16 protein-coding genes are annotated in these 21,109 nt (G+C 64.1%); 5 read left to right on the top strand and 11 right to left on the bottom strand.

Annotated features, from left to right (window positions below; translation table 11 throughout):
• Positions 1–194: 194 nt before the first annotated feature.
• The 7 genes from puuE to AC1RM6_RS03250 form a co-directional block, all read right to left on the bottom strand.
• Positions 195–1,085: an allantoinase PuuE gene (gene puuE, locus AC1RM6_RS03280; protein WP_493098164.1), complete on the bottom strand. Its 891-nt coding sequence runs from the start codon at positions 1,083–1,085 to the stop codon at positions 195–197.
• Positions 1,082–2,263 (bottom strand): pyridoxal-phosphate-dependent aminotransferase family protein, encoded by a 1,182-nt coding sequence (locus AC1RM6_RS03275; protein ID WP_493099516.1) that lies wholly within the window; start codon positions 2,261–2,263, stop codon positions 1,082–1,084. Before AC1RM6_RS03275 ends, puuE begins: the two co-directional genes overlap by 4 nt.
• A 49-nt stretch (positions 2,264–2,312) precedes the next feature.
• Positions 2,313–3,641: a Zn-dependent hydrolase gene (locus AC1RM6_RS03270; protein WP_493098163.1), complete on the bottom strand. Its 1,329-nt coding sequence runs from the start codon at positions 3,639–3,641 to the stop codon at positions 2,313–2,315.
• The gene (locus AC1RM6_RS03265) at positions 3,635–5,212 is read right to left on the bottom strand and encodes a gamma-glutamyltransferase family protein (protein ID WP_493098162.1); all 1,578 of its coding nucleotides are present in this window, start codon (positions 5,210–5,212) and stop codon (positions 3,635–3,637) included. The genes AC1RM6_RS03270 and AC1RM6_RS03265 overlap by 7 nt, the downstream gene beginning before the upstream one ends.
• A 128-nt stretch (positions 5,213–5,340) precedes the next feature.
• Positions 5,341–6,642: an NCS2 family permease gene (locus AC1RM6_RS03260; RefSeq protein WP_493099514.1), complete on the bottom strand. Its 1,302-nt coding sequence runs from the start codon at positions 6,640–6,642 to the stop codon at positions 5,341–5,343.
• Positions 6,643–7,091: 449 nt separating this feature from the next.
• Positions 7,092–8,447, bottom strand: a complete 1,356-nt coding sequence (locus AC1RM6_RS03255; RefSeq protein ID WP_493098161.1) for an AtzE family amidohydrolase — start codon at positions 8,445–8,447, stop codon at positions 7,092–7,094.
• A gap of 232 nt (positions 8,448–8,679) precedes the next feature.
• Positions 8,680–8,874, bottom strand: a complete 195-nt coding sequence (locus tag AC1RM6_RS03250; protein ID WP_493098160.1) for a hypothetical protein — start codon at positions 8,872–8,874, stop codon at positions 8,680–8,682.
• A gap of 266 nt (positions 8,875–9,140) precedes the next feature.
• Here AC1RM6_RS03250 and AC1RM6_RS03245 point away from each other — a divergent pair, with 266 nt between their 5' ends.
• The 5 genes from AC1RM6_RS03245 to AC1RM6_RS03225 all read left to right on the top strand — a co-directional run bounded on the left by AC1RM6_RS03245 (position 9,141) and on the right by AC1RM6_RS03225 (position 16,015).
• A complete protein-coding gene (locus AC1RM6_RS03245) occupies positions 9,141–10,637 on the top strand; it encodes an adenosine deaminase family protein (protein ID WP_493098159.1) in 1,497 nt (498 codons plus the stop codon).
• A 438-nt stretch (positions 10,638–11,075) separates the two neighbouring features.
• Positions 11,076–11,612, top strand: coding sequence for a hypothetical protein (locus tag AC1RM6_RS03240; RefSeq protein WP_493098158.1), 537 nt, complete (start codon positions 11,076–11,078; stop codon positions 11,610–11,612).
• A 9-nt stretch (positions 11,613–11,621) separates the two neighbouring features.
• On the top strand, positions 11,622–12,866 hold the full coding sequence (locus tag AC1RM6_RS03235; protein WP_493098157.1) for a DGQHR domain-containing protein: 1,245 nt from the start codon (positions 11,622–11,624) through the stop codon (positions 12,864–12,866).
• A 36-nt stretch (positions 12,867–12,902) separates the two neighbouring features.
• Entirely contained in the window at positions 12,903–14,444 is a 1,542-nt protein-coding gene (locus AC1RM6_RS03230) for a hypothetical protein (protein ID WP_493098156.1), read from the top strand.
• Positions 14,445–14,755: 311 nt separating this feature from the next.
• On the top strand, positions 14,756–16,015 hold the full coding sequence (locus tag AC1RM6_RS03225; protein WP_493098155.1) for an AIPR family protein: 1,260 nt from the start codon (positions 14,756–14,758) through the stop codon (positions 16,013–16,015).
• A 59-nt stretch (positions 16,016–16,074) separates the two neighbouring features.
• Here AC1RM6_RS03225 and AC1RM6_RS03220 read toward each other — a convergent pair whose 3' ends face one another.
• Genes AC1RM6_RS03220 through dndC form a run of 4 tightly spaced genes read right to left on the bottom strand, consistent with a single transcriptional unit; the run spans position 16,075 to position 21,107 of the window.
• Positions 16,075–17,244 carry a cysteine desulfurase family protein gene (locus AC1RM6_RS03220; RefSeq protein WP_493098154.1) on the bottom strand — a complete coding sequence of 390 codons (1,170 nt, stop codon included), beginning with the start codon at positions 17,242–17,244 and terminating at the stop codon, positions 16,075–16,077.
• The gene (gene dndE, locus AC1RM6_RS03215; protein ID WP_493098153.1) at positions 17,241–17,612 is read right to left on the bottom strand and encodes a DNA sulfur modification protein DndE; all 372 of its coding nucleotides are present in this window, start codon (positions 17,610–17,612) and stop codon (positions 17,241–17,243) included. The genes AC1RM6_RS03220 and dndE overlap by 4 nt, the downstream gene beginning before the upstream one ends.
• Positions 17,593–19,599: a DNA sulfur modification protein DndD gene (dndD, locus tag AC1RM6_RS03210; protein WP_493098152.1), complete on the bottom strand. Its 2,007-nt coding sequence runs from the start codon at positions 19,597–19,599 to the stop codon at positions 17,593–17,595. Before dndD ends, dndE begins: the two co-directional genes overlap by 20 nt.
• A complete protein-coding gene (gene dndC, locus AC1RM6_RS03205; protein WP_493098151.1) occupies positions 19,596–21,107 on the bottom strand; it encodes a DNA phosphorothioation system sulfurtransferase DndC in 1,512 nt (503 codons plus the stop codon). The genes dndD and dndC overlap by 4 nt, the downstream gene beginning before the upstream one ends.
• Between the last annotated feature and the right edge of the window lie 2 nt (positions 21,108–21,109).

The following is a 21,109-nucleotide window of genomic DNA, read 5'->3' as shown; positions in this document are numbered from 1 at the left end:
CTCATCGGCTCGGGCGGCCCCGCGTGGCACGGTGGATGCTGAAACAAGTTCAGCATGACGAGGATGCGGGAAAAGACGCTTTACCCAAATCGTCATCCCGGCGGAGGCCGGGATCTCATGCGGCAAGGGCGCTCGCGAGCCTCCCGAGATCCCGGCCTCCGCCGGGATGACGCCTGGGGCTAAGGATAGTTTAGTCATGCCGGATGCACCTCGAGCCAGTGGCGGGCGATGTCGATGCGCCGGGCGACCCACACATCCGAATGCGCTTGGACATGGTCGAGGAAGCGCGCGACCGCGGCGGCGCGGCCGGGCTTGCCGGCGATGCGGCCGTGGAGGCCGATCGACATCATCCGGCCACCTTCTGCGTAAAGTGCGTCGAAGGTATCGCGCATATGGCGGAAGAACTGCTCGCCCTCGGTGAAGCCGTTCAAGGCGACGATCTTCATGTCGTTGACGTCGAGCGTGTAGGGCACGATCAACTGCGCGCGGCCGTGGCGGCGGTCATAATAAGGCAGGTCGTCGGCATAGCTGTCGGCGTCGTAGAGAAAGCCCCCCTCCTCGGCGACGATCCGCGCGGTGTTGGGGCTGGTGCGGCCCTGGTACCAGCCGAGCGGACGCTCGCCGGTGACCTTCTCGTGCAAGGCGATCGCCTCGGCGACATGGGCGCGTTCGACCACCTCGGGCTGTTTCTGATAGTCGATCCATTTGAGGCCGTGGCTCGCGATCTCCCAGCCGGCCGCCTGCATCGCCGCGACCGCCTCCGGATTGGTCTCGAGCGCCCTGGCGACGCCGAAGACGGTGACCGGCGCGCTGCGCGACGTGAACAGCCGGTGGAGCCGCCAGAAACCGGCGCGGCTGCCATATTCGTAGAGGCTCTCCATCGCCATCGCGCGCTCGCCGACATGGCTGGCCGCGCCGACCATTTCGGACAGAAACGCCTCCGATCCCGGATCGCCGTTGAGCACCGAATTCTCGGCGCCCTCCTCATAGTTGATCACGAACTGCACCGCGATCCGCGCGCCGCCCGGCCAGCGCGGGTCGGGCGGGTTGGCGCCATAGCCGACAAGGTCGCGCGGGAGGGTCATGCGGCGTAGCTCGCCAGCGCGGCGTCGACGCCGGCGCCCGATTTGACCGCGAAGCCCTCGGCGCGCAGCACCGCCTCGAGCGCGCCCAGGGTGATCAGCACCTTATGCTTCATCGCATTGTAGCCCATCGCGCCGATCCGCCAGATCTTGCCCTGCAAGGGGCCGAAGGCGGTGCCGATCTCGATCTCGAAATCCTCGCGCATCCGGGTGCGGACGCGTTCGCCGTCGACGCCGTCGGGGATATAGACCCCGGTGACGTTGGCCATCCGGTAGGTGTCGTCGCCATAGACGGTGAGGCCCATGCCGCGCAGCCCGGCGACCACCGCGCGGCCGGCGGCGGCGTGGCGGGCGAAGCGGGCGTCGAGCCCTTCGCCGAGCACGACCCGGGCGCATTCGCGGGCGCCGTAGAGCATCGTCGTCGCCTCGGTATGATGATTCAGCCGCTTTTCCGACCAGTAATCCATCACCATCGCGAGGTCGAAATAGTTGGACGCGATCCGCGCCGCGCCGCCCTGCGCCAGGTCGTCGCGGGCGATGCCTTTCTCGGTGTGGCGGCGCGAGAAGATGAAGTCGGCGGCGCGATCGGAGATGGTGATCGGCGACGATCCCGACGGGCCGCCCATGCATTTCTGCAGGCCGCCGGTGACGATGTCGGCGCCCCATTTGTCGGTCTCGACCGCCATGCCGCCGAGGGTGGCGGTGGCGTCGACATAGGAGAGCGCGCCGTGGGCGCGGCAGATCTCGCCGAGGCCGTCGAGCGGCTGGGCCATGGTGGTCGAGGTGTCGCCATGGACGCAGGCGACGACCGCGGGCTTTTGGCGGGCGACCGCATCGGCGATCGCGGCCATCGGCACGACCTCGCCCCAGTCGGCGTCGACCCCGACGATGGTACCGCCGGCGCGCTCGACGATTTCCGACAGCAGCAGGCCGAAGCGGCCCGAGCGGACGATGAGGACGGTGGCGCCCGGTTCGACCAGCGAGACCAGCCCGGCCTCGATCCCGGCGCGGGCGGTGCCGTCGATCAGGAAGGTCCAGCGATTCTGCGTCTGGAAGACCTGGCGGTAGAGCGCCATCACCTGGTTCATATAGGCGGTGAATTCGGGATCGAACTGGCCGAGCAGATCGGCCGACATCGCGCGCAGGACGCGCGGATGGGCGTTGATCGGGCCCGGGCCCATCAGCAGCCGCTGCGGCGGATCGATCTCGCCAAACAGGTCGGGCGTCGGATCAGACACGGAGTTTCTCTCCCAGTTTTTCGATGAAGCCGAGCATCACCCGGAGCGCGGCGTCGGCATCGGCGGCGGTGACCGCCTCGGCCGGGTTGTGGCTGACGCCGCCTTCGCAGCGGATGAACAGCATCGCGGTCGGGCAGAGCGACGCCATCACCATCGTATCGTGACCGGCGCCGCTGACGAGGGTGCGCGGCGCGTGGCCGGCATCGGCGAGCGCGGCTTCGAGCAACGCAGTCAGCGCGGGGTCGCAGGGCGATGCGGACAGATCCTGGACCTGTTCGCAGGCGAAGCCGAGACCGCGCTTTTCGGCCGAAGTGCGGAATTCCGCATATATTCGCGATGCGGCGTCGTTGCGGATCGTTTCGTTTCCAGAACGGACATCGACCGAGAAATCGACCTGGCCCGGGACGACGTTGACCGCGCCGGGGGCGACGGTCATCCGGCCGACGGTGGCGACGAGGTCGCCGCCGATCTCGTTGGCGATCCGCTCGACGATCAGCACCGCTTCGGCGGCACCGGCGAGCGCGTCGCGGCGCAGGTGCATCGCGTTGGTGCCGGCATGGCCCGCCTTGCCGGTGATGCGGACCTGGAAGCGGAGCTGGGCGGCGATCCCCGAGACGACGCCGAGCGCGAGGCCTTCGGATTCGAGGACGGGGCCCTGTTCGATATGGGGTTCGAGGAAGGCGATGGCGGGGGCGTGCGCCGCCGCCAAAAACCCGCCGTCACCCTGAACTTGTTTCAGGGTCAACTCATCGGCTCGGGCGGCCCCGCGTGGCACGGTGGATGCTGAAACAAGTTCAGCATGACGGGTTGGGAAAGACGAACGGGCATCGAGCAACGAGATATCGTCGCGATCGGACACGTCGAGCGCAGAAGGCTCCAGCGTCCCCGCCAGCGCCCGGCTGCACAGCATCGACGCCGGAAAGCGCGAGCCTTCCTCGTCGCCGAACGCCACCACCTCGATCGCGAAGGGGAAGCGCCTGCCCGCCAGGGCGGCGACCGCCTCGATGCCGAGCATGATGCCGAGCGGGCCGTCATAGCGGCCGGCGTCGCGGACGCTGTCGATGTGCGAGCCGATCAACAAGGCGGGCGCATCGGGCTCGGCACCTTCGTAGCGGCCGATCAGGTTGGCGGCGGGGTCGAGGCGGACCGTCATGCCGGCCTCCCCCATCCAGTCGGCCAGACGGCCGAGCGCGGCAGCGTGGGCGGGGGTGAGGAAGGCGCGGAACAGGCCGTCGGGCGTGTCGCTGTACGGCGCGACCCCCAGTTCGTCGCAGCGCGCGACCGCACGGGCTCCGCCACCAGAGTCTTTGGCCTCTACCATCCGGCCACCGCGCCGTCGCTGCGGGGGTCCGTCGCGCCCTCGATCAGGCCGTTCGGGTGGCGGACGAGCGCGCCGGCATGGCCCATCGTCGAGGTGAAGGCGGCGAGCAGCTCGACATCATGGCCGGCCGCGCGCAACGCGTCGACAAGCGCGGGATCGAAGCGGTCCTCGAGCTTGAGGGTGACGCTCTCCTCGCCCCAGGTCTTGCCGAGCAGCCAGCGCGGGGCGGTGACCGCGGCCTGGAGCGGCACGCCGAACCGGGCATAGCGGGTGAACACAGCCGCCTGGCTCTGCGGCTGCCCCTCCCCGCCCATCGTGCCATAGGCCATCAAGCGGCCGTCGTCGAAATGCGCCATCGCCGGGTTGAGGGTGTGGAACGGCTTGCGGCCAGGACGCAACGCGTTCCAGCCATCGGCGGCGAGGCGGAAACTGGCGCCGCGGTTCTGCCAGACGATCCCGGTCTGCGGCAAAGTGATGCCCGATCCGAATTCGAAATAGGTCGACTGGATCGCGCTGACCGCGCGGCCCTCGCCATCGACCACCCCGAACCAGACGGTGTCGCCCGCCGAGGCCGGCTGCGGCCAGGGCAGCGCCTTCGCCGGATCGATCCGCGCCGCCATCGCGTCGAGCACAGCGGCATCGTCGAGCAGCGCCTGGGGATCGGCGGTCATATAGGCGGGATCGCCGACATGCGCGTCGCGCCACAGGAAGGCCTGCTTGGTCGCCTCGACGAGCCCATGGACGTGATCGAACGAGTCCGGCGCTTCCGACTTCAGCCGGTCGAACAGCGCGAGGATCAGCAGCGACGCGGCCCCTTGCGTCGGCGGGGTCATGTTCCAGAGCTTCGCGCCCCGGATCGACACCGCGAGCGGGACCGGATGGGTGACGGCGTGCGCGGCGAGATCGATGCCCGAAACCGGGCTGCCGGCGGCGGCGAGATCTGCGGCGATCATTGCGCCGACACCGCCGGTGTAGAAATCGGCGAGGCCGCTCGCCGCGAGCAGGCGCAGGGTCTGGCCCAGCGCGGGCTGTTTGAGAATCTGCCCCTCGACCAAAGGCGCGCCGTCCGGGCGGAAGATGGCGGCATAGCCCGCCACGTCGCGCAGCTCGGCGTCCTTGGCGGCGGCGAGCTCGGCGCCGCCGGCGGTGATCGCGACGCCATGTTCGGCGTGGTGGATCGCGTCGCGCAGGATGCGGTCGAGCGGCAGCGGATCGGCGACCCCGGCGAGCATCGCCTCCCAGCCCGAGATGGTGCCGGCGACGGTGTTGGCGGCGAGCGGCCCGCGCCAGGGAACCGCCGGCAGCCCGGCATAGAGCGACAGATCGGCCTTCGCCGCGGCGCCGCCGCAGGCGGAGACGGCGCGAACGATCCCGTGCGGCTCGGCAACCAGCCAGAAGCTGTCGCCGCCGATCGAGTTCATGTGCGGATAGACGACCGCGAGGGTGGCGGCGACCGCGACCGCCGCCTCGGCGGCGGTGCCGCCGTCCTGGAGGATCGACAGACCGGCCTGGGCGGCGAGGTGATGCGGCGCGGTGACCATGCCGCGCAGGGACTTATATGTGTTCAGCATGGAAGGGTCCGTGAACCACGACCGTCATCCCGGACTTGTTCCGGGATCTCGGGAGGCAAGGGCGCGCGCTGGCCTACTGAGATCCCGGCCTCCGCCGGGATGACGGATGACTTAAACGCGATCCGCATCTAACCCCCCGCCAGATAGACGAAGCGCACCACGAACAAAGCCGCGAGGACGAACAGCAGCCAGTCGCCCTTGACCGCCTTGCCGCGCAATATCTTGAGCGCGGCGTGGGCGGTGATGCCGAAGGCGAGGCCGTTGGCGATCGAGAAGGTGAGCGGGATCAGCGCGAGGGTGAGGAAGGCGGGGATCGCAAGTTCGGGTTCGTCCCACGGCACCTCGACCAACGGCGCCATCATCAGCCCGCCGACCAGGATCAGCGCGGGCGCGGTCGCGGCGAGCGGGATGAGCTGGGCATAGGGCGCGGCGAACATCGCCAGCAGGAACAGCAGGCCGGTGACGACCGCGGTGAGGCCGGTGCGCCCGCCCGCCTGCACGCCGGCGGCGCTTTCGACATAGGAGGTGACGGTGCTGGTGCCCGCCATCGACCCGACGATGGTCGCGGTGGCATCGGCGAACAATATGCGGTTGAGCTTCGGGATCTTGCCGTCGGGGGTCATCAGCCCGGCGCGCTTGGTGACCGCGACGAGGGTCCCGATATTGTCGAACAGGTCGACGAACAGGAACACGAACAGGATCTCGAGCAGGCCGAGGCCGTGCCCGGTGAGCCCGAGCACCCCGCCGATGTCGAGCGCGAAGGCGGTCTGGCCGAGTGTGGCCAGATCATAAGGCTGCGGCGTGAAGCTGACCGCGCCGAACAGCCAGCCGAGCGCGGTGGTGACGACGATGCCGATCAGCATCGCGCCGCGGACATTCCAGATGCTGAGCACGGCGATGATCACCAGGCCGACGATCGCGAGGATCGGGCCGCTTTGGTGGAGGTCGCCGAGCGCGACCGAGGTCGCCGGGTTCGAGACGACGATGCCGGCGTTGCGCAGGCCGATGAAGCCGATGAACAGGCCGATGCCGCCGGCGACCGCGGCGAAGAGATGCGCGGGGATCGCCGCGACGATCATCTGGCGGATGCCGCCCAGCGTCAGCAGCAGGAACACCACGCCCGAAATGAACACCGCGCCGAGCGCGATCGGCCAGGGCACGCCCATCCCCTGGACCACAGTGAAGCTGAAATAGGCGTTGAGCCCCATGCCCGGCGCGAGCGCGAGCGGGACATTGGCGACGAAGCCCATCAGGATCGAGGCGAACGCCGCGGCGAAACAGGTCGCCGCTGCGACCGCCGCGACCGGCATGCCGGCCTGGCCGAGGATCGCCGGGTTGACCAGGATGATATAGGCCATGGTGAGGAAGGTGGTGACGCCGGCGAGGATTTCGGTCCGGGTGTTGGTGCCGCGCTCGGTCAGCGCGAACATCCGGTCGAGCCGCGAGGCAGGACGCCCGGCATCGGGATCGGGCCCGTTCAGCAGTTCCGGCATCGGCATGGAGATCCCCCTTCTCGCTCTCGCCCCGTTCGCGCCTCCCCCTGCGCGGCCGCCCCGTCTGCGCGGGTGGTCCGGACACATGTATGGCAGGGATTCGGGCGGGTGCAATAGTAAGTGTTTGCTTACTTACCGCAGTGCGGCGGAAAATTCGGTCAGGCCGGGCTGCAAATGGCGCCGCCCGACGCTTCCGGTGCTCACGTACATTAAGTACGCTGCGCGCCGGGTCGTCGGCCGACACCATTTTCGCCACGGCCTGACTCGAATTTTGAGAATTCCCCACTCGTCGCCCCGGCGGAGGCCGGGGCCGCGCAAGATAGCGCGGAACGGGACTCGCAGGAGCCGTGCGCGGCCCCGGCCTCCGCCGGGGCGACGAGTGGGGTTCAGGCCGGCACCGGCTCCGCACCGACCACCCGCCCCTGTGTAAGCCCCGCGGCTTCGAGGCGCTCGGCCACCGCGAACAGGGTCGCCTCGCCCCCCGGCTTGCCGACCAGTTGCACCCCCAGCGGCAGCCCGTCGCGCTTCAGCGGGACCGCGATCACCGGCAGGCCGATGAAGCTCAACGGCTGGGCGAAGATGCCGAGATGGGCGCGGGCGGGGACGCGCTGGCCGGCGATGGTGATCGTCGGGTCGTCGATCAGCGGCGCCTCGCACGGCGCGGCGGGGGCGAGGAGGACGTCGTAGCGGGCGAATAACGCGGCGGCCTGGGCGGCGAACCAGCGGCGGAACGCGAGCGCGCTCAAATAGGTGCTCGCGGGGAGCAAGGTGCCGGCGATCAGGCGGTCGCGGGTGGCGGGATCGAAGGCGAGCGGGCGGCGGCGCAGCTCGGCAAGGTGGAGCGCGCCGCCTTCCGCCGCGGTCATCACGAAGGCGGCCGAGCGTGCGGTCGCGACCTCGGGCAGTTCGACCAGATCGTCGCCGCCAAGGAACGCCGCCACCGCATCGAGCCCGGCGAGCAGTTCGGGCGCGGCATCGGCGCGAAACCAGCCGCCGAGCCGGGCGACCCGGATCACCTCCGGCACCGGCCCGGCGACCCCGCCGAGCGCCTCCCATGCGAGGCGCAGATCCTGAACCGTCGCCGCGAACGGCCCGATATCGTCGAAGCTGTCGACGAACGGGAAGACCCCGGCCATCGGCAGGCCGCCATGGCTGGGCTTCAGCCCGTGGAGGCCGGTGAGCGAGGCGGGGACGCGGATCGATCCGTTGGTGTCCGATCCCAGGGTCAGCGGCAGCATCCCCGCCGCGACCGCCGCCGCCGATCCGCCCGACGATCCGCCGGCGAGGCGGCGTAAGTCATGCGGGTTGCGGGTGGTGCCATGGTGCGCGTTGATCGTCGCGAAGCCATAAGCATACTCGTCCATGTTGAGGGTCGCGACCAGCACCGCGCCGGCGCGGCCGAACGCCTGCACCGCCGCAGCATCGGCGGCGGCGGGCGCCGCATCGGCGAGCATCGCCGCGCCGGCGGTGGTGGGCAGGCCGGCGACGTCGAACAGATCCTTCACGCCATAGGGGACGCCGGCGAGCGGCCCGGGATCGCCACCGGCGGCGACGATCGCGTCGACGGCATCGGCCTCCGCCAGCGCGCGATCGGCGAGCAGGCGGGTGACCGCGAGATAGGCGCCGTCGCGGGCGCGGATATCGGCGATCGCGGCCTCGGCGAAGGACCGCGCGGTGCGGGTGCCGGCGCGGACCGCGGCGGCGATGGCGGCGGCGGTGTTGGGGGTGGACGGCGTGGTCATGCGGCGGCGCCCGCCTTCACCCCGGGCTTGTTCCGGGGTCCACTCATCCTCCCGCGCTGCCATCGCTTGCTGCACGGTGGCCCCCGGAACAGGTCCGGGGTGACGAAAGTGCCATATCTCGTCGCCCCGGCGGAGGCCGGGGCCGCACACGGCTCTTGCGACAGCGTTTTCACACAAACTTGGGCGGCCCCGGCCTCCGCCGGGGCGACGGGCATGGCAGCGTGCTGCACCCTCATGCTGCATCCCCATCGGCGGGCGGCACGAAATCCTCGAATCGCGCGGCATGCTCGCGCAGCAAGGCGACATTGGCGGCGACGCCGTCGATGATCGAGGCGGGGAGATCGATGCCCATGCTGGCGGCGAGGGCCACGACGAAGGACGGATCGCCCGGGCTGTCGCCCGCGTTGCTAGGGGTGCTGCTGGTCATCGCGCACTGCTGCGGCATCGTCGCGGAGGTTTCAAGGGTTTCGATGTTGCACCTGCGAAGAACATGGGCCAGTTTCGATGGAATCTTGAACCTTCTCCCGCCTGCGGGAGAAGGTTGGATGAGGGTCTTCGTTCTTTTGCTGCGTTCGGTGAATGGAGCAGAAAAGGAAGAGGAAGCCCCTCTCCCTGCCCTCTCCCACAAGGGGAGAGGGTAAGAAGAAGACGGTTGCGATCGGGGGAATGACGATGCGGGTTCGGGGAATGTTGATGGTCGCGGCGGCTATGATCGCCGCGCCGGTTTATGCCAGGGCGCCGACGTCGGCGCTCTCCCCCGAGGCCCGCACCGCCGCGCGGATGGAGGCGATCAAGGGCGACGGCGCGAAGCTGCGCATGTTTCTGCAGGCGATGCCGAAGGGCGGCGACCTGCACAATCATATGGGCGGCGCGATCTATGCCGAGGACTGGATCGCGTGGGCGGCCGAGGACAAGATCTGCGTCGACACCAACAGCAACCGGCTGGTCGCGCCGCCGTGCGACGCCAAGGACCGGGTGCCGGTGGAGGGGCTGGCGAGCACCGCGACCTATCCGCGGTACAGCCGGGTGATCGACCAGCTTTCGACCCGCGGGTTCGAGCAGGGGGTCGGCGATCCGGTGCTGCCCGGTTACGACCGCTTCTTCTTCAGCTTCGACAGTTTCGGGCCGATGCGCGGGCATAACGGCAAGACGATCGCGGCGACCCTGGAGCAGGCGTCGTACGACCATGTGTCCTATGTCGAGCTGATCACCCTGCCCGGCGCGATCCGCGAGATCGCCCCGACCATCACCAAGGAAGGCGGCGACGGCACCGACTTCGCGAAGCTCGATGCGATCCTCGCCGACCTGCTGCCCAAGGCGGTGGCGAAGGGGCGTGCCGATTTCGACGGCTATGAGGCCGAGGCGGCAGCGATCAACGGGTGCAAGAGCGCGAAGCCCGGCCCGGGATGCGGCGTGACGGTGCGGTACCAGGTATCGGCGTTGCGCAACCAGAATCCGGTGCTGGTCTATGCGGCGCTGGCGATGGGGATGGCGCTGGCCGAGGCCGATCCGCGCTTCGTCGGGGTCAACATCGTCGCGCCCGAGCATGAGCCGGTGCCGGTGCGCGATTATGCGCTGCACATGAAGATGTTCGAGCATCTGCACAAACTCCACCCCAAAGTGAAGCTCTCGCTGCACGCCGGCGAGCTGAGCCTGGGGATGGTGCCGCCGCGCGACCTGCAATCGCATATCGAGCAGGCGGTCGACATCGCCGGCGCGAACCGGATCGGGCACGGCGTGGACATCGCCTATGAGGCCGACGCCCCTGCCCTGCTCAAGCGGATGGCCGCGAAGCGGATCGCGGTGGAGATCAACCTGACCAGCAATGCCGTGATCCTGGGCGTGAAGGGCAAGGCGCACCCGCTGGCGCTATACCGCGCGGCGGGGGTGCCGGTGGTGCTGTCGACCGACGACGAAGGCGTGTCGCGATCGGACATGACCAACGAATATCAGCGCGCGGTGACCGAACAGGGCCTGACCTATCCCGAACTCAAGGCGATGGCGCGCAGCGGACTGCATTATGCGTTCGTCGAGGGCGCGAGCATCTGGACCGACCGCCCCGGAGGCGCGAAGGTGGCGGCGTGCGCGGCGATCGACAGCCCGGCCTGCGCGGCGTTTGCGGCCGGGAGCACGAAGGCGAAGCTGGAGGTGGGGTTGGAGCGGGATTTGCGGGGGTTTGAGGGGGAGTGAGCGGAGGACATCAACAAGACCAGCCCTTCCACCTAAGCCAAACCCCTTCTGTAGCTAATAACCTTATAAATTATTTAATTCTATAATGAAAAATCAACGACACCCGCCTCCGGCTAAGAAATATCTTTTGCGAAAACTTAATACCATACTTGCGATGCCATTCCAGATGTCATGAATAAAATTATTTATTAATTACTTCTCGGATTTCATGATTTCCGTGATAAACTTCCACATCAAACTACAGATTTATTAATATATTCTAAGTAAATCCGTTTACAAAATGTTTCGACAAGCCGACGGCGCCCGTCGACCACTCACATCGCTTTGCAGCGGCTCTTTTTCTGCAAAATAGAGCCGTCCAATCTAATTCATGTTGCCTAACTGTCCGATTTTGTGCCGAGTGCAACACAATCGGCGACAATCGAAGATCTGGGGAGGATGTCATTGGACAACGTAAGACCAATTGGTGACCTCCTGCGCGAACTCCATCGCCGAGCCCGTGAGGGGTTCAAGCATGCGCCATTTCAGATGGCATTCTGGATTGGCGTGGTCGTGTTCGGTGGTCTCGGTGTCTGGTTCGAAATCTACAACCTAGTCAAAGCATTGCTACTTGGCACGCCTGAGCCCGAATTACTGAGACCACTGCGCATTGCTGTCGCGAGCTTTTTCCCGGCTATCATTGGGGCAACATCGCTACAGATGGTGTTCGAGGATGAAATCAAGGCGCATCGCGGAGCTGCCGTCAGCACCGCGCTGATTTTCCTGCTGCTCCTGTTTCCGACCACCGATCGCGACATTCCAGACGGCTTCGGCATAGCGCTTGGTGTCGTCCTGAGCTGCGTCAGCTTGTGGATTTGGTGCGCAGCCAATGGCCTTTCGGCTTCATATCGGCAGTCGCCCGATGCCGCCGTCGGCGGTAAGGCTCTGGACGCCACGCTCTCCGGCGAGACCGATCTCGCCGGTCTCAACCACTGAGGACTCGATATGATTTTTCCGATTGAGGCGAAAGCGCTCAGGGTCGATCAGCCGCTTGGCACCTATTATATCACAACGCTTCCCGCGCGGGTGTTAATCGAGGTAGCATATAGCGATGCGCTGAGCGCAACCTGGTCTGAAGAGGAACAGAGCTACCGGCTCCATGGCACCCAGAGACTGCGCGACCCCAAGCGGCTGAAGCCGATCGCCGCTTATATAGATCGCGAGGATGCAGCCTTCCCGAATTCGATCATCGTCGCCGCTAACCAAGCCAAGGATACCGGGCTTATCGAGGAGGTCGGCGATCCCGATGAGGAAAGCGAGGACAAGCCAGTGACCCTGGCAGAGGAGTTGTGGCGCGTCGAGGAGCGCGAGGACGGCTGTCATATTCTCATCATTCCCAGCGCGCGCAAGCTGGTGTCGGTAATTGACGGACAGCATCGCCTGTTCTCGTTCGTCGAAGCTATGCCGCGACGACTCGACATGCAACTCATCTGCGCCGTGTTCCTTGACCTGCCGCGGCCGTATCAGGCACAGCTATTCGCGACGATCAACTCGAACCAAAAGCCGGTCGACAAGAGTCTGACCTATGAGATGTTCGGTTATAATATCGAGGAGGAGGATGAGTCCTATTGGAGTCCTGACAAGCTCGCTGTTTATTTTACCAGGCGCCTGGCGGTCGACGATAAGTCTCCTTTGAACGGCCGTATCATCATCGCACCGGTGCGTGACGAGGCCCTGCAGAAGATCGTCGGAGCCGGGCGATGGAAGGTGTCGACCGCAGTTATCGTCGAAGGAATCATGCGGTTATTTACGACCAACCCCAAGTCCGATACTGCCAGCCTGCTCAAGGATCGACGTAAACCGCGCTCGGCGATAGTCGGTTTGCGCGCGGATCGCTCGCCGTTGCGAGACCTTTATCTGCAACAGAAGGATGCCGTCATCTACGCGATCGCGCTGAACTATCTGATCGCGTGTGAAGCGGTGTTCTGGTCGAAAGCGTCGACGGGATCGTTCATCACCAAGACGGTTGGTGTCCAAGCCCTACTTGATATCTTGCGCAGACTCGCGAGACCGATGCTCGAAGCCCGCGATATCAGCGTCGCGGCCTTCACCATGCGTTTGTCCGCTGCCGGCAACATCGACTTTTCGGCTATTCAATTTCACAATGCCTCGGGCGCCGGGCGCTCGGATATCCGGCGCGCAGTCGAAACCGCGCTAGGTCTACCGCCTATCGGCAGACCGCGCAGCTGATCATTGGCTGAAATATCCATTTGAGCGGGAGCTAACGTGGTTCAGCAACGCAAGGACTGGAACGCTTTGATCCGGTCAATCCGCCGCAGCCGAGCGCCTGCCGCGCGCTTTTTTAAGCCAGTATGCGTAATTGCTGCGATCGATCTCGCCCAGCGCGGAAGCCTCGTAAGCGATTTACTCCATTCCAAACTGATTGCCCGCCAGTTTTTCGACTATGTAAGGCCTTTCTTTCCCGAGCGGGCCAGCAATGGCTGGCAGCCTCTCTGGTTCCTTTCAAACGACGGGCTCTGGTTTTTCTCACGCAAAGGCGAGGCGCTCGACCGCAGCTCTTTTGAGAATGGCATGCCGCGATCCGAAATGAAGCTGTTCGAGAAAATCGACGTTCAGGCCATCAATCCCGCGCTGAAGACACTTTGGGAATCATCCGAGGCACGACAGGAGCTGCGTGACCAGATGCTTGTCATGCTCGACGATGATGCCGACTCGCGAATCCTAGCGCGCGCGCTGTTCGATCCGGTGCAGTTCGATCATCCCGAGAACTGGCCAAGCGAAGACGCGATCGCCAGCTATCTGCGAAAGCTCCGCGGCGAACTGGACTTCATTGGCGAAAAAACGGCTCAGGAGCATGACCTTCATAATGTTGCGGCAGCCTCGGCGGTCTACGAGTTGATGGCCTTCGATCCAAATGCCTTGCCTATGGCCACACCAGTCGGGCCCGAATTCCAGGCCACAGGCACTGAGCCGATCGCGCTGCTCAACCCAGATCAGACGCGGATGATCAGCACCGTCCTGCGTGATCTGCACCAAATACTTCGCGTCAAGTGCACAAACCTCCAGCAGACGGCGCCCGCGACGAATAACCGCGCGGCCCATGTTAGGCAGTCACTGGACCAGTTTGCGGCGTCACTCGGCAACGATCCGGCCGCGGCGAGCGGCCACATCATATGGTCTCATGGTAACACATTGCGTCGATTGAACGACGCCGATATCCGAGCACGCACCAGCGCTAACCCAGACACGCTGCCGCTGCCCGAGCGGACTGGCGAGTTACTGAGCGACCTCGTCGAGCAATTCAATGTCTACGCGCAGCACGACCCGCTGCTGCGCAAGCTTGATACCGCACGGCTCGGTCCCGCGGGACGCGCCGAATTGCTCGAACGGCTACACGCTGGTCGGGCGGTTGTTGAGGGGCTGCGCGAAACGACGGCAATCATGGAGAACGCTGCCGTGAACATTCTCGTGACCGCCACGAGCGCCGCCGAGGACGCCGCACAAGCGCCAGGATTCAATGCCGATCAAGCAATTGTGAATGCAGTCGAGATGCAGCGAAATGGGGCGCGAGCAATGCTTCAAAGCGCAGTACTCGAAGCCAAAAGGCGGCTTGGGCAGCTTGACGATGCTCGCAAGACCTTAGTTGAAGGCGCGCTCAAACAGGCAGGGGCTGAAATCGTTAAGCACGTCTCCTTCGTCGACTTCGTTAACCGCTGGGGTGCGTCCTTCCGCGCGTTATGGAAGGGGCAAGACGGCGCAGCCGTGATCAGCCGTCTGCTCCACTGGCTAGGCAGCATCGGCTCATGATTACGCCTAAGCCGGTCACTCACTGCGCAACTAACGCAGAATATGTACTAGCGCAGCGCGTGGAGGCCGATTCGGCTCGATTATTTAACATCACATCATAGATTTTTTTAAATTATTCATAAAATTCAATTATATATAAAAATTTCTGCCGAAATTTTTAATCGATTGACAATTTTACCGTGGCCACGATGCTTAATAGGCCTTCATCGGATGGACTCCAGCACGCGCCCCGGCGCGGCTTTAAAGGACCGGTGACAGGACGAGAAACAAGCCGGGTTGTCTACACCCGCGTATGAAAGGATGGCTGCGCCATGAGCGAGTCTAAAACGACGGTCTTTGCACCGACCACACTGCGTTTTCCCCACTCCAAAGATGATCTCCGTCGTATCACCGTCAAAGACGGCCTGGGCGAGTATGACGTCTACCGGATTAGCCCCACCGCTCAGCATTGGCCGGCCGAGTTGATCCCGGACAAGGTAAATCCGCGAAGCCACGACGAATCGTGCCTCAGCAGCAAGGTGGCCAAAGACATCGAACAAACGCTTCGTGACGAACCGCAAGATTTTTGGCTCGCCAACCGTGGTGGCTTCCTGTTGGCGGATCGGGTGAAATTCGACCCCGAGCGTGGTATGCTCGAGATTAGCCTGACAGATGATAGCATTCACGGCATCGCTGATGGTGCTACGTCTAACGCAGTTATCGCGAAGGTACGAAAAGAGGCGGCTGACACCAAAGACGCTTTGCTGACCGAAAGTCTCAACCTCGCCCGGTTCAATGTGGACGTGGTGGTCGGTCTAAATGAGCACGACCGCGTCGCGAAGCTAGTGCAAGGCCGCAACCGTAGTGTGCAGGTTAAGGAATGGTCGCTTAACGATTTTCGCGGCGGGTTCGACTGGTTGAAGAAGCACATAGATCGCACCGGTGGGCCTTTCCGGGGTAAGATCGGCTGGGAGGAGAATGCATCCGCCCCTTGGTCGGTCCTCGACCTGATCAGCCTCATGACGCTCTTCCATCCTAGCTACAGCAACCGCGAGAACCGCCGCCGTGGCCAGCCGACAGCAGCTTTTTCGAGCAAGGGTAGCGGGGACAAGCGGCTGCTCAGTGATGAGATGGCGCCGGGCTATCGCTTGCTGGAACCCGTGCTAGAAGACATTCTACGGCTCCACGACCACGTCTACGCGAACTTCGAACCCGCCTACGAGGTGTACAATCTTGAGGTGAACGGCAAGGGATCGAAGGCTGGTCGCCGCCGGGGTATCGAAGCACGGCCGATTACGTTGCCGCTAACGGGCACGGAATCGAAGTATCGTGTCGATAAGGGACTACTCTTTCCGCTGCTTGCCGCGCACCGCGCGCTGCTCGATTTCAGCGATGGCAAAGTGCAATGGCGACAGCTGCCCGAAGAGTTCTTCCATCAGTCTGGTCCTGACCTCGTAGGCCGACTTATCGAAGAGTATGAGAAACTCGGCAAAAGCCCTGCGACAGTGGGTAAGCAGCGGTCGGTATACGAAGGCCTATTCGAGAAGGCAGAAAATATTCTGATGAACGCGTCGCTCAACGCAGCGGAATAAGTGCTCAAAACTGATAAAACGATGCCTCGGCGGGTAACTGCCGGGGCACTTCTATGAGGCTATGCTGCAAACCGCCGCAATTCACCAACCGCATCAATCAGAATCTCGGAGAAGCCGGCAAGTTCTTCTTCGCTGGTAAAACGACCGGGCGACACGCGAAACGCCTGACGCGCCCGAGAGCAGTCTCCAAACATGGCTAGCAGAACATGACTGGTCTCGATCTTGTCGGTCGCGCAAGCGCTAGAGGCCGAAAAGCTCGCAACTGCATTTAGACGATGCATCAGCGCTAGGGGCTCGACGCCCGTGATAGATAAGGAAATATTGCCTGGAATTCGTTCTGTCGGATGTCCATTAACGGAAACGCCATCTAGCCCCGCAATAACCTTGTTGGAGAATGCCGTACACATCGCCCTCAATCGGACGGATTCGCGATGCGCCTCGCGGCCAGCCAGCTCAAGTGCCTCACCCAACCCCACGATCAGCGGTACAGCAAGTGTACCGGAGCGCAGTCCGCGTTCCTGACCGCCCCCAAATATCGTCGGCTCTATCCTAGCACGAGGTGAGCGTGAGCGAGCATAAAGCGCGCCGATGCCCTTTGGGCCGTAGGCCTTATGACCAGAAACGCTGGCGAGGTGGATATGAGCGGCCTGGACATCGATCTTTTGGTGAGCGAGCAGCTGGGCAAGATCCGTATGGAACAGTGCGCCATGCTTCTCGGCAATCTCGCCGAGCATGGCCAATGGCTGTATCGTACCGACTTCGTTGTTCGCGGCCATAATCGAGACCAGTCCCGTGTCATCTCTCATTGCCTGCTCAAGCGCAGCAGGATCAACGCGGGCATCCTCGTCCACCGGTAGTATCGTCAGCTCGAAGCCCTCACGTTCGAGTTGACGGAACGGCTCCAAGACAGCGGGATGCTCAATCGCGGAAGTGATCAGGTGACGCCGGTCCGGCCGAGCGCGCGCCGCGCCGAGAATCGCAATGTTACTCGCCTCGGTGCAGCTTCCGGTGAAGACGATGTCGTTCTCACGCGCCCCCAGATGCGCGGCGACCTGTGCACGCGCCTTCGTCACCGCAACCTGCGCGCGATTGCCATGGATGTGCTCGACGCTGGACGCGTTACCGAAGACCTCCGTGAAGAAGGGTAACATAGCGTCGACGACGCGGCGATCCGTCGGCGTCGTCGCGTTGTGGTCAAGATAAATCGGATCGCGCACCGACGCGATCATGCAGCCAGCGCCAACCGGGCGATGTCAGCCGGCCCCTTAGCTCGGACGGCAAGGGTGGCAACGCCGCGGTGGATGTGAGCGCGAAGACGGGCGACCTGCTCCTCTTCGGACAGACTGGTGCCCTCGTCACCTTCTTCGACCAAGCGGAGCATAGCGGCGATCAAGCTGTGATAGTCGCCCGTCAACGTATAGGCGTTGAATTCCTGGGTGCCCTCGTCGGTGAGCGTTCCAGGCCCCACCGGCCCTTCCTCAAGCGACAGCATGATGGCCATGCGGCAGAGCAGGTTCGGCGTCAGCCCTGTCCGCTGCCGCAAAGACCGTAAGCGGCTCGACGCATCCGCCGAGATTCTAAGCTTGGTAAATCGCATCGGCGGCCTCCTCATCGTCGAAGTAGCCGGGCACCGCCGTGGTCGAGCGCCGTTCGGGATCGTAATCGAGCCGGTAAGTGTGACTGACGGCGGGCATCAGCTTCTTGAGCAGTCCGTCGTCAACCTCGGTATCGGTCGAGAGCACGATCACCTGGTGGCTGGCCTCCGGAAAATAGCGCTCGACCAGTGCCGTCCTATGCACCGAGTCCAGCCGTGCAAGTGGCGTATCGATAATCATGGGCAGCGCCCGACCGCTGGTACGGGCGAGAGCCCACAGCATCGCAATCGCGTAGACCTGCTTTTCGCCTGCCGATAGCGCGGACTTGGAGATCTCATTTCCGTCGCGATCGATCAACGTAGTCCCGAACGTCGCGTTGTCGATCCGTACGTCGGCGACAAATCCTTCTTTACGGGCTAGATGGTTGAAACAGCGTACAAACTCCGACTGGAGCCGAGACAATTTGGTTTCGAGGAGGCGCTCCTCATATTGCTGCAGCGCCTGACCAATACGTCCCGCCATAGCTGCACTACCCTCGGCCGCTTCGGCGTCCGCCTGGGTCTTTAGCAGGCGCTCGCGTTCACGCTTCAAACTGGCGCGCCGATATTCCAAGCCCTTCAGTTCTTCGGCGCGGGCGCGAAGCTCGGCTTCGATCGCACCGACCTGCTGCTCGGCAAGCGTTAACTCATCAAGGATCACGCCGGCAGCGTGGCCGGATGCACGGACCAAGTTGGCTTCTACTTCGCGCAACCGCCCGGTAAGCCGATCGAGTTCGGATGCGACCAGCGCTGACTTCGCGACGGTCGTCTCACGGACCTCACGGAGCTGAGAGAGCAGCGCTTTGCGCTCGCCCGCCTCGATCCGATCCATCGGGCCTTCGGTCTGGTCGATCGGCGCGATCGCGTCGGCCGAGAGGAAGGCCTCCAGATCGCGCCAGTGGTTATCCTTCCAAGGCACAGATCGCGGCGGGTTGCCGGTACCACGCCATGCCCGCAGCCGTTCACGAAGAGCCGCGGCTTCCGCTCCGGTACCACCGCGAGAACGGGACAGTTCTTCCGAAGCCCTCGCGATGAGCTTCGGCGCCATCGCGAAAGGGAGAAGACCGCCGGCGAGATCGCGTAATTCGCTCTCGCGCCGCGCGAGCTGATGCTTCAACTCGCTTGCCGACGCCTCGAGCGTGGCGCGCTGGTTGGCAGCGTCTCCGCCTTCGGCGGTAAACCTCTGCTTTACATTCGCGGCAAGACGGGCGTGGCCCGATCGCCGCGACGTCAGTTCAGCGACGAGTTCCTGAAGATCGGCGATCCGCTCGCCGAGCTGCGCCTCCTCCCTTACAATGGCTTCGAGCTTAGTCGCCGTCGCCGCGTCCTCGCGCTTACCGCGGCGAGCCATGAAAAGCCCGAGGTCGGTCCGCAGACGACCGACCAGCTCGATACCGAGCAGGCCGCGGACAGCCTCAGCAAGGCCGTCATCGACGTCGTCGTTGGCGATTTCCGCTATTTTCTCTCCGTCGAAAAAGAAGAGTTGCGAGACGCCCGGCGGGATCAGCTCTTGAAGGAAGTGGTGCCACTCTTCGCGCGGAACGCTCTCGACCGGCCGACCGTCCTTCTCGAGAATCAGCGTCTCGATGGCCTTCGCGCCCTTAGCTGTCCACCGGCGGACGACACGGTAGCGCTGGACGATGCCGCCTTCGGCGTAATCGAACTCGAGTCCGACCGACGTGGATCCGGCGATGTTCCCGCCAGCTCCCATGTGCATCCGCGAACGCAAGTGGTTCTCATATTCGGTCTGACCGACGCGGTGCCCGAGGGCGCGCCGCCCATAGAGTGCCAAACGCACGGCTTCGAGCAGCGTCGTCTTGCCAGCGCCGTTGCGCCCGCCAAATAAAATCACCGGGGTCTCCCTCCCCAGCTGCTTACGTGGAACCAGGTCCAGGACCTGATGACCGGCGTAGAGACCGAAGTTTTCAATCTCGATGGTGCGAAGGATCATTTCGGTTCCTCCTCGCCATCAAAGGGCAGTTCCAACTCATCGATGAGCAGATCAATGTCCGTATCGTTATCCGCGGGATGGTCGAGCGTGCCGAGGTTCCGGCGGCGCTCGGCGACCAGAAGGTCGAGATCGCGCCACTCCAGCTTGAAGGCTTCCTCGATCCGGGTGTGCACTGCGTGGCGCCGCTTGAGACCGTGCGATGCGCGCTCGATATCCAGCAGGCGCATCACCAACTCCGTGGGAACGTCGTTTTCTGCGCAGATCGAGTTGAGCAGTTCGCCATCGTCCGCTGTGAACGCGACCGCGTCCTCGAAAACCCAATTGGGCTCGACGAAGCCCGCGTCCTTACCGAGCGTCTCGCGAACGATCCGGGGCACCGAGTCAGACCAGTCACCATTTTCGATGCGCCACAACCGGCGGATCTCATGGAGCTCGGCCGGATGGATCAAGATCGGTGCCTCGCCGGCGGGCGCCTCCTCAGCCACCTGCCGCTGGGTCTCCAGTAGTCCGCGGAGCAGCTCGCGACGAAAATCCATGGTATAGGGCCCGGGCATCACGCGGTCGGTGTCGCCGATGAAAGACACCTTCCCGGTACGGCGGCGATAGTCGCGATATTTGAGCTTGGCCGATGGCTCCTGCGTCGCGGCGAGCTTGTCGCGATAGTCGAGCAGCGGGGTCAGCCACTCCTCACCGGAATCGATCATCGCCTCCATCGCCTTGTCACGCTCAACCACGGTGCAGACCCAACAGCCGAAGCGCGAGTTGCCGCAGGACGGAGTCGATGTGTCCACCACGAGCGGGCACTCACCCGAAGCGGCGTTTCGATACATGGCCACCAGGTCGCGATTATCGTTTCCCCAAGGAGACTGGTTCTGCAACAGGTAAGTCCAGACATCGTCGGTTGAAAATTCGGCAATCGGCGGATAGACATAGGCGTTGAGCAGCGAGGAATGCCGTGACAGGCGCGATCCCTCGATCTTGTGTAGCGACATCACCTGGGCGCGCGTTGCCGATTCCTGCCGGCGCACACCAAGTACCATCACGACCTCACCGAACTCCGCGACACGACTGCGGATGAAGTCATTAGCCGGTTCGATCTTGAGACGTTCGGTGCACCAGCGGAACCGCCGGGACGGCGCCGGATAGCCGCGGCCGATCATGTTCACCCAGAAGCTTTTATCGACTTCCGGAACAACCTTGTGCGTCACGATCGGCATGTCCTGCTCGATGGCAGCCTTTGCGATCCGTGCGAGTGAGACATCAATGTAGTGCGAGACTACCGGGGTCTCTACTAACGTATCGGAACTGATGACGTAAATCTGCTTGGTCCGCTGCTCCCGGGGCAGCGCGGCAATCGCGGTCCAGATCAGCTGGAGCGCGGTCGTGGAATCCTTACCGCCGGAATATCCGACAACCCACGGCCTGCCGTCCGACAGATATATCTCGCGGACCTCGTCATGAATACGCCTTAGGCGGTCAATTCCGCCATCCAATGAAACTTTTGCCATAA

The sequence above is a fragment of the Rhizorhabdus sp. GW822-FHT03C02 genome (genome assembly GCF_058801765.1).
Note: the sequence above shows the minus strand (reverse complement) of the source record. Positions and strands in the feature narration are given on the sequence as shown.